The following is an 8,974-nucleotide window of genomic DNA, read 5'->3' as shown; positions in this document are numbered from 1 at the left end:
GCGCAAAACGTGCTCGCCGTCGCTGAAACTGGCGTCCGCCGGGTACTGCCACGCCCAGTCTGAGGTGGTGGATACAAAACTGTGTATTGCCGTGCTGCCGTCGTAGATGGTGATCAGGCTGCCCGCCTCTACCTTTCCGCTGAGCACCGGGCGTGCATCGTTGGTCAGCCCGGTGCCGTCGTTGGCGATCGCGCCGGTCACGCCGCCTTCAACCGCATCGGTGACGCTGCTGATAGTCGGTTTCGCAATCTGCGTATCTACTTCAACCCGGTAATCTGCGGTTGGCTTGCTGGTGTTGCCCACCGCGTCCGTGGCAGTGACGCTGATACGCTGCGCGCCGTCTTCCAGCAACGGCGTGCGGAAACGCCAGTTGCCGTCGGCGTCGGTTATCGCCGTGCCGACCACCGTACCGTTGATGGTGATTTCAATTTTTGCGCCGGGCTCTGAGCGTCCGCTCAGCCACGGTTGCGTGTCGTTGGTCAGCCCACCGGAGGGAATATCGCCGGTCAGGCTGCCGACATTATCCGCCAGATTATCCAGCGATACCGCCGGCGGCGTGAGGTCAATGTGCAGCTCGAAATGAACCGACGCCGCACTGATTTTACCCGGCGGTGTGCTCTCCACCGCCGTCAGCTGATGTCGCCCTTCCGCCATAGCCAGCGGCGTGATTTTCCAGCTGCCATCTACCGCCACCACGCCGGAGCCCAGGCATTCACCGTTGCTGTAGATATGAATCAGGTTGCCCGGGGCGCTGCCCTGCCCGCTGATATCCGGCTGCGGATTGCCGGTGATCGCGCCATGCTGCAGGCTTGCAGATTCGCCGCTGCGCTCATCATGCCCCTGCACGATGGTCGGTGCCGGAATCGGGCTCTCTTTACCGCTGTGCTGGTTCTGCAGCGCCAACACACCGCCGCCCAGCGCCAGCAGACCGGCAAAGGCTGCCATGGCTTTTAAAAAGCCGTTGTCGCCCAGCGGTGAGTAGGCGGAGACCTGTCCCTGCGAGCTGCGGCTCATAATCATCACCGCGCTTTGATCGTCGGTAAACGCATCAGCGTCAATGCTGGCGTCTGCGGCATGAATGTACTCATGCAGCGCGCCGCTTGCATCCAGCCCCATCACATCGCCGGGCAGATCGTAGTAATCCACAATGATCAGCTGTGGTTCATCCTCGCCGGGCTGGCGGATCTCCAAATTTTTGCCCACACGTCTAAGCAACAGATGTTCAGGGCCTGCAGCGGCTTTCTCCGCGCCCTGGGTGATCACATAGCGGTTGCCCGCCACGGCCTGAAGCCTGAATGCTTTGCCTTGCGGCAGCGTGACCCGCTGCGAGGCAACGCCATCGTTTAACAATGTAAGGTTTAATGTCATGTTTGATTCCGACTCAGTGTTGTACAGAACCAGCCCGCCAGGAATATGGGTGGTGTTATATGGGAATTGTCTCAAATGAAACTCTGAGGTAATACGAGATGCGTCCTGGATTGGGGGGATTCAGGTTTTAGGTATTGATTTGTCGCTATTTTCGCAATGCAGATCGCGATGAAAGGCTGTTGCTTAACGGCAAAAACTGAATATAAAAAAAGCCGCTATCTTCGGCGATAGCGGCTTGGTCAAAACCGTGGGCGATAGAGATTTCACGCTACCCCCACAACTTGTAGCTGATTACGCTTGCAGCAGATCCTACAGCTGTTCAGCTGACAGCGATTCATTGCTCATCAAGGGGTTGAACCCTCTAAGCCGGTTTTAACCTGCTTATCTGCGTTGCTGATGACCAACTCTATGGCTGTTGTGGCAGCGGGTGCGCTAAGCGCATGGAACAGTTATGGAGCCTCATCTGCCAGTAACGCGTTGTAACTAAACTTTTCTGCCATCGACTGCGCTTCCTGCTCTGCAATCTATTGGCGTAACTGATGGCGGTCACTTTAATCTGCACTGGCTCACTGCTCAAGCTGCGTACTAATGAAGCAACGGTCGGCGCTCCAGTTAACGTCAGCATCGACATATTCCGTCAGCGAAAGACATCCATTAACCCACAACTCCACTTTTGCATGCGGTGGTGCGAATCCGGCAATGCGCAGCTAGTTATCTGCCGGGCCGTTACGTTGTTGCAACGCATCAATGTTGCCTGCCGAGGAGATAACTGAGCTAATCGCCAGATTCGGCAACGGCACAGTTTGATAACCGGCTCAGCTTCTGGCTGTGGTGACGATTCGTTCACAACGGCTTCACTGGATGGCGAAGTCAATAAATAGTGGCGGGACGGGTAAGGAGATTTGCTGAGTGTGGTACATTTCCTGGTATCATATTTGTAACTTATTGATAAACGGATTATATATTTTTCGCGTACATTTATAACGTTCAGAAATTTTCAATAATGCGTTGTCTTAGGCTACAACCCGGGTCTTTCTTAGGTGCGCTTTTTACTTCAGGGGTTGCGGCGGTAGAGAATGGAATTGTGTGGCGAGCTTTTAAAGGTGCGTAGAGTGCACACCTCAATAATCAGCAAGAATGGACAATATTGGTTTAAACCTTGAGCATTTTCACCGTGGCATCCACGTCAATCTCATCTGCCGAGAAAATGAGTGTGCTTCCCTGGAAGGTAGTGATCGCCAGCTTTTTCAGCGTGCGCATTTCATCAGGCTTAACATCTTTCTTTGGTTTGATGCTGTTCATCAGAATACCTACCGACAGCACGGTATTCTCTTTATCGATGCGCGTCTCAACCGGCACTTCTTCGCTGTAAACCACATAAGATTTGATCGACGTGAGTTTAATGCGCTCGCCGGCAATATAGATGTATTTGCTCTCGGGTGAGACCTTCACCGCATACGCAGACAAACCTTTGTTATTGGTGGTGGGTTCAAAGGTCACCGCCGCGTCTTTCTTGATCAGCTCAGGGTTAGCGACCTTAATCACATGGAAATAGCGGTTATCGCCATTTTCATCTTTGATAAATCCAAAACCTTTATCCTGAAACCAGGTTGTGATCGTTCCGTTCATCGCCATTGCCGCCTACCTAATCGTTATCTACTCAGTTTTTTCAGCGCGCAGTGTAAAGCACATTGCCTGCGCAGACCACGTCTTTGCTTTAAGTCTGGACGATAAATTTCGGGTAAGCGAATAGGTAATCGGTCAGATTCGCCAGTTGGCGCAAAATTCGTTATTATCCGCATCCCTTCGCCAGCCGGGCAGCCTGATGTCTACGATTATCGATACCTTTATTGCCCCGCCATGCCGTGAAGAGATTGAGATTCTCTATCAGGACAATCATCTGCTGCTGATCAATAAACCTGCAGGACTGCTCAGCCTGTCGGGGAAAAATCCGCGCAATCTCGATTCTGTGCATCATCGCCTGGTAAAGCAGTTCCCCGGCTGTACGCTGGTGCATCGCCTGGATTTCGGCACATCGGGATTAATGGTGATTGCGCGCAATAAGGCGATCAATGCTGCACTTTGCCAGCAGTTTAGCCAGCGCAGCGTGACCAAGATTTATCGCGCATTGTTGTGCGGGCATCTGGATGACGACGAAGGTGTGATCGACGCGCCGATTGCCAAAGATCCGGCGCTTTTTCCGCTAATGTCGATTTGCCCAATTAATGGTAAGCCGGCTCGCTCACGCTATCGGGTGATTGAGCGCACTCATCAGGTATTGGAAGATGGGACGTTATTGCCATTAACGCGGGTAGAACTTACGCCGGAGACCGGGCGCACCCACCAGCTGCGAATCCATTGCCAGCTGTTGGGCCATCCGATTTTGGGTTGCGACCTGTATGGCGGTCTTTTGCAGGCGGGCACTGGACAAACGCCGCGTTTGATGTTGCATGCCAGTGCGTTGAATTTTGTTCATCCGGTTAGCGGCGAGCGCATAAACGCCCGCAGTGCCTGTCCGTTCTGACAGCGCAACTGGCGTTTTGCTTACCACATCAAATCATCAGGCACTTTGAAATCAGCGTACGGATCGTCTTCATCCTGCGCTTCCTGACTCAATGCACTGTTCAACACGATGCTGTTCGCATCACGCTGTGCAATTTTATCGGCGACGCTGGCGGGAATAATCGCGTATTGGCTCTCGCCTTTACTATCAACGGCCAGGCGCGCAATAGCCAGTCGGCCATTAATCAGCTGCGTCTGGGTTTGCTTATCGACGTCGATTTTTTTGATCAGATTATTGTCGGTGAAATTAAAACCAATATTGCCTTTCGAGATATCGATTTTGTTCATTTCGATCAGCTGCTTAACCTGCGCTTTATACTCTTTCGATAACGTCGCTTGCTTTTGTTGTTCGCTCAGCTGCTTATCGCGCTCAAGCTGAGCCTTTTTGTTCTCTTCCACCGCTTCTCTGGCCTCACGAGCCTGAACGCGTGATTTCTTAGCTGTTCTCTGGACCTTGTCCATTTTTTTGCTGCTGACTAAGCCTGCTTTGAGCATCTGCTCTTGTAAGGTGAGTTTTGTCATTGTCGTGTCTGACCGGTTGAAAAATTTGCCGAGAGTATACCTTTAATTGTAGAGCCTCTGCCAGGCTGAACAGGCCAGGCGCAGTGAGCGCAGCTCATCATCCCCACCTCATCATGAAATTCCTTCATGTTCGATGAAATTTAATCACTTTTTTTCAACCAGTGACTCAGGCATAAAAGTACCATTGTTAATAACTTAAAATAATATCAAGCCTGCTGAACGAAAGTATCCTGCAAGAGCATCGGGAAATCCTGAAAATCTAGCGACAGCAAGGCTTTATATTGGTAACCGGGATAGCGGACTAAAATGAATAACGCCTTTACTTTTACTGTTAAGAGCCTTCGTTTCGACGAAAATTACAACCCTTCTGGCAATACGCGCATCACCACCAACTTCGCTAATCTGGCGCGTGGTGAGAAGCGTCAGGAGAATCTGCGCAACGCCTTAGTGATGATTGATAACCGTTTTAACTCACTGGCACATTGGGATAACCCTAAAAGCGATCGTTATGCAGTTGAGCTGGAGATTATTTCTGCTGAACTGAATCTCGGTGCCGAAGGCAATCGCAGCACCTTCCCGGTGATTGAAATCCTGAAGACCAATATCGTTGATAAAAAAACCAACCAGCGCATTGAAGGGATTGTCGGAAATAATTTCTCCTCTTATGTGCGTGATTATGACTTCAGCGTATTGCTGTCTGAACACAACAAAAACCATCCCGAATTCCGCACGCCTGATAATTTTGGCGATCTGCACGGGAATATCTTCAAACACTTCGTTAACTCAGATGCTTACAAAAATAACTTCACCAAAGCACCGGTGATTTGTCTGAGTGTCTCAAGTAAGAATACCTATTACCGCACCGGTAATGAGCACCCTGTTTTAGGCATCGAATACCAGCAGGATGAACTTTCCCTGACTGATGAATATTTCGGCAAAATGGGTTTGCGCGCGCGCTATTTCATGCCGGCAAACAGTGCTGCGCCATTGGCGTTTTATTTCCATGGCGATTTACTCAGTGATTACACCAATCTTGAGCTGATCAGCACCATCAGCACCATGGAAACGTTCCAGAAGATTTACCGCCCTGAAATTTACAATGCCAATTCGGCAGCCGGTAAACTGTATCAGCCAAGCCTGAACCACGAAGATTATTCTTTAACCCGAATTGTTTATGATCGAGAAGAACGTAGCCATTTGGCTGTTGAACAAGGGAAGTTCACGGAAGAGCGCTTCATCAAGCCATACCAAACTATTCTTGAGCAATGGTTTGCTAATTCCGTTCTTTGATTACCCATAAAAATATAAGGTCACCTGCTATGAAAAAATTATTACCGACTTCCACTGCTGGTAGTTTACCGAAACCATCGTGGCTGGCTCAGCCGGAAACATTGTGGTCACCGTGGAAATTGCAAGATCAGGAATTAACCGACGGCAAACAAGATGCGCTGCGTTTGTGCCTGGAAGATCAACAGCAAGCCGGAATTGATATCGTCAGTGATGGCGAGCAAACGCGCCAGCACTTCGTTACCACCTTTATTGAACACCTCAACGGTGTGGATTTTGAGAAGCGCGAGATCGTTAAAATCCGCGATCGTTATGATGCCAGTGTGCCAACCGTTGTGGGTCCGGTAAGTCGTCAAAAATCAGTATTTGTTGAAGATGCGAAGTTTTTACGTCAGCAAACTGATCGCCCCATTAAATGGGCGCTGCCGGGTCCAATGACCATGATCGACACGCTTTATGACAACCACTATAAAAGCCGCGAAAAACTGGCATGGGAATTCGCTAAAATTCTCAATGAGGAAGCGAAAGAGTTAGAAGCGGTGGGCGTCGATATTATTCAGTTTGATGAGCCGGCATTTAATGTCTTCTTCGATGAAGTGAATGATTGGGGTATCGCAACCTTAGAAAGAGCCATTGAAGGGCTGAAATGCGAAACCGCAGTGCATATTTGCTACGGCTATGGCATTAAAGCCAATACCGACTGGAAAAAGACGCTGGGCACAGAGTGGCGTCAATATGAAGAGATTTTCCCTAAGCTGCAGAAGTCGAATATCGATATCATCTCACTGGAGTGTCAAAACTCGCATGTGCCGATGGAGTTGATGGAACTGATTCGTGGCAAAAAAGTGATGGTTGGTGCCATTGACGTGGCAAGCAATACCATTGAAACGCCTGAAGAAGTTGCAGCCACGCTGCGCAAAGCACTGCAGTTTGTCGATGCTGATAAGCTTTACCCTTGCACCAACTGCGGCATGATTCCTCTGCCACGCGGTGTGGCAAGGGGCAAGTTGGATGCATTGAGTGCAGGCGCTGAAATTGTTCGCAAAGAGCTGTTGAATAAATAACATCAATTAAAAGCTCAGTCCGGGATTGTTCCCCACCAGCAACCGGACTGAGCCAATGAATTAAGGTTTATTAATCTGCCCACCCGATTTTCTGAAATCAATCACCATCGTTTTCCCATCCTGAAAGGCGTCAAAATCCGCTCCCTGCGAGAGATACTGACGCGGTTTAATTACTCTCATTTCATCCGTTGCTTTCACCGCTTTCAACCTTAAGCCTGCATGTTTAATAAGCGCCAGCCAAATCCACGGCTCAGACTCACCCAGCATTTTCATGCGGATATGATCGATGATGGGGAAGTTACGAATATTGGTTTGTACTTCCGGGGCATCATTTAATTGTCCAATAAAGGCGAGTGAATCAATCGATTGTGCAGCGGGAGCAGATAACGTGATTTTGATCTGATTCATCACCTCCATTTGATAACGTTGGTCGTTTACTACAGTATTAAAAGTGACCAGCATCACCACCAGATGATAAAACAGCAAAATCGCACTTAATCCCGCCAGCCAGTTTTTTATTGCAGGTAATGAATAAACGGAGACGTAGAAACAGAACAGGAAAGTAATGCTGCATGCGCCCAGCATGCGCGGTACAAATAACGGTGTGGCTAATGCCAAAGAAAGTCCGGGGATAGCGATGATGACAATCAATCCCGCACTGAACAGCAGTATGACCGCGTTTGCCGTTAATTTCTGCTGCTGTTTTAAATTTCGAGCCATCAAAATAAGACCAGAAAATAGCATCAGCAAAGGCAGCCATATAAATACCATCATGCCGCGCGGATAGGCGCTGAGAAAAAGGTCACTGAATGCTTTAATCGTATTGATGAACACTCGCAAAGAATCTGAATTCGGTAATAAAATCTTGCTGTATGTCCTGCTGTACCAGTCGATTTTCACCGGCAACAGATAGTTCATCGCGAGTTTATAAACCAGGATGGCAATGCCCAACGCCACTATTTTCCCGCATAGCCATTTCCAGCTGGTTTGATCATTTACTAGTCGGGAAACGACCAGCAAGGCGACGCAGGCAATATAGACATTAAGTCCAGGCTGATAAAGCGTCTGAATCAGCAATAATATCAGCGCCGTGTATATGACCTCCTGAAACGGCTTTGAGCGATTAACCATGCTCGCCAGCATGGCGCCAGCGAATGACAAAAGTATGGTCAGACTGTCATAGGTATAGAGCATTCCCTGGGTCAGAAAGGGATTAAGAATGACAAATAGCGGCGGGAGAAATGACCAAAAACCAGCTAGCGGGATTCTCAATCTTTCAGTGAAAAATACCGCAGCAACGCTTAGCGCCAGCAATCCGAGCAGTAAATTAAGCGGGGAAATATCGCTGACCGTATCACCAAAAGAGATCAGAGATTGTAATAACCAGGTGCCCGGCCTTCCATTGCTTAGCCATACAGACCTATCCCCATCCAATATCCGATAAAGATCATCCCGATAATAAATTTTGTTGGTCCACACAGGGAGCGTGGCCAGCATTGCCACCATCATAGTCAAAGCGATACGCTGCATCCGGCTTACCGACGGAGGATCATTTACGGGCATCATTTTATGAGTGGATTTCCATCGAGCTGGGTCGGGCGGCCTTTTATTTCCGCGAAGTTACAAACTAGTGTAGGCGGTTTTTTTAGAAGGGATGCTCAGGGATGATAAACATCATTGGCAGCTGCGGGATGTGCAGATAACATGTCGCTTTATCTCTTTCTAACAGGCAACGTCGGCAATGGCTCTGATCCCTAAAAACTACTCGCGGCTGGAAAGCGGATATCGTGAGAAAGCATTAAAAATCTATCCGTGGGTATGCGGCCGCTGCTCGCGCGAATTTGTTTATTCCAACCTGCGCGAATTAACCGTGCATCACATCGATCACGACCACACCAATAACCCGGAAGATGGCAGTAACTGGGAGTTGTTGTGCCTGTATTGTCACGACCACGAACATTCGAAATACACCGAAGCGGATCAGTACGGCACGCGTGTTGTGGCGGGTGAAGATGCGCAGAAGGATGTCGGTGAAGCCACCTATAATCCTTTTGCCGATTTGAAGGCGATGCTGAATAAGAAGAAGTAAGGTTATTGTTTGAGATAGAGGTCGCCATGAATGGCGACCCTACAAATGCCCCCCGCCAAAAACCGTAGGGCTGAGGGATCCC

8 protein-coding genes are annotated in these 8,974 nt (G+C 49.3%); 4 read left to right on the top strand and 4 right to left on the bottom strand.

The genetic code is table 11. The features are described 5' to 3' along the window. Both HX773_RS21590 and HX773_RS21585 read right to left on the bottom strand, forming a co-directional pair. The coding region (locus HX773_RS21590) for an Ig-like domain-containing protein (RefSeq protein WP_176973262.1) at positions 1-1,368 on the bottom strand (1,368 nt) is incomplete at its 3' end. Between the two features lie 1,152 nt (positions 1,369-2,520). Beyond that, on the bottom strand, positions 2,521-3,003 hold the full coding sequence (locus HX773_RS21585; protein WP_176973261.1) for a cold-shock protein: 483 nt from the start codon (positions 3,001-3,003) through the stop codon (positions 2,521-2,523). A gap of 190 nt (positions 3,004-3,193) precedes the next feature. Here HX773_RS21585 and HX773_RS21580 point away from each other — a divergent pair, with 190 nt between their 5' ends. Beyond that, positions 3,194-3,892, top strand: coding sequence for an RluA family pseudouridine synthase (locus HX773_RS21580; protein WP_176973260.1), 699 nt, complete (start codon positions 3,194-3,196; stop codon positions 3,890-3,892). A gap of 20 nt (positions 3,893-3,912) precedes the next feature. Here the strand turns inward: HX773_RS21580 and HX773_RS21575 are convergent, their stop codons facing one another. Next, positions 3,913-4,452, bottom strand: coding sequence for a DUF2058 domain-containing protein (locus HX773_RS21575; protein WP_176973259.1), 540 nt, complete (start codon positions 4,450-4,452; stop codon positions 3,913-3,915). 306 nt (positions 4,453-4,758) lie between these two features. Between HX773_RS21575 and HX773_RS21570 the strand changes: the two genes are divergently transcribed. Both HX773_RS21570 and HX773_RS21565 read left to right on the top strand, forming a co-directional pair. Further along, positions 4,759-5,742, top strand: coding sequence for a DUF1852 domain-containing protein (locus HX773_RS21570; protein ID WP_176973258.1), 984 nt, complete (start codon positions 4,759-4,761; stop codon positions 5,740-5,742). 29 nt (positions 5,743-5,771) lie between these two features. Beyond that, complete coding sequence (locus HX773_RS21565) at positions 5,772-6,803, top strand: methionine synthase (RefSeq protein WP_008106326.1); 1,032 nt, start codon at positions 5,772-5,774, stop codon at positions 6,801-6,803. A 60-nt stretch (positions 6,804-6,863) separates the two neighbouring features. On the opposite strand, the gene HX773_RS21560 is transcribed toward HX773_RS21565, so the two are convergent. Further along, on the bottom strand, positions 6,864-8,333 hold the full coding sequence (locus HX773_RS21560; RefSeq protein ID WP_176973257.1) for a glucosyltransferase domain-containing protein: 1,470 nt from the start codon (positions 8,331-8,333) through the stop codon (positions 6,864-6,866). 211 nt (positions 8,334-8,544) lie between these two features. Between HX773_RS21560 and yajD the strand changes: the two genes are divergently transcribed. Further along, positions 8,545-8,892 (top strand): HNH nuclease YajD, encoded by a 348-nt coding sequence (yajD, locus tag HX773_RS21555; protein ID WP_101761311.1) that lies wholly within the window; start codon positions 8,545-8,547, stop codon positions 8,890-8,892. The last annotated feature ends 82 nt before the right edge of the window (positions 8,893-8,974 follow it).

It is taken from the genome of Pantoea sp. B9002, from assembly GCF_013385945.1.
Lineage (GTDB): Bacteria > Pseudomonadota > Gammaproteobacteria > Enterobacterales > Enterobacteriaceae > Pantoea.
Note: the sequence above shows the minus strand (reverse complement) of the source record. Positions and strands in the feature narration are given on the sequence as shown.

What these genes read in the sequence shown, in the direction of transcription:
- HX773_RS21575 (WP_176973259.1), bottom strand. Translation starts at nt 4,452, where the DNA reads ATGACAAAACTCACCTTACAAGAGCAGATGCTCAAAGCAGGCTTAGTC.
- HX773_RS21580 (WP_176973260.1), top strand. Translation starts at nt 3,194, where the DNA reads ATGTCTACGATTATCGATACCTTTATTGCCCCGCCATGCCGTGAAGAG.
- HX773_RS21565 (WP_008106326.1), top strand. Translation starts at nt 5,772, where the DNA reads ATGAAAAAATTATTACCGACTTCCACTGCTGGTAGTTTACCGAAACCA.
- HX773_RS21570 (WP_176973258.1), top strand. Translation starts at nt 4,759, where the DNA reads ATGAATAACGCCTTTACTTTTACTGTTAAGAGCCTTCGTTTCGACGAA.
- HX773_RS21560 (WP_176973257.1), bottom strand. Translation starts at nt 8,333, where the DNA reads ATGCAGCGTATCGCTTTGACTATGATGGTGGCAATGCTGGCCACGCTC.
- HX773_RS21585 (WP_176973261.1), bottom strand. Translation starts at nt 3,003, where the DNA reads ATGGCGATGAACGGAACGATCACAACCTGGTTTCAGGATAAAGGTTTT.
- yajD (WP_101761311.1), top strand. Translation starts at nt 8,545, where the DNA reads ATGGCTCTGATCCCTAAAAACTACTCGCGGCTGGAAAGCGGATATCGT.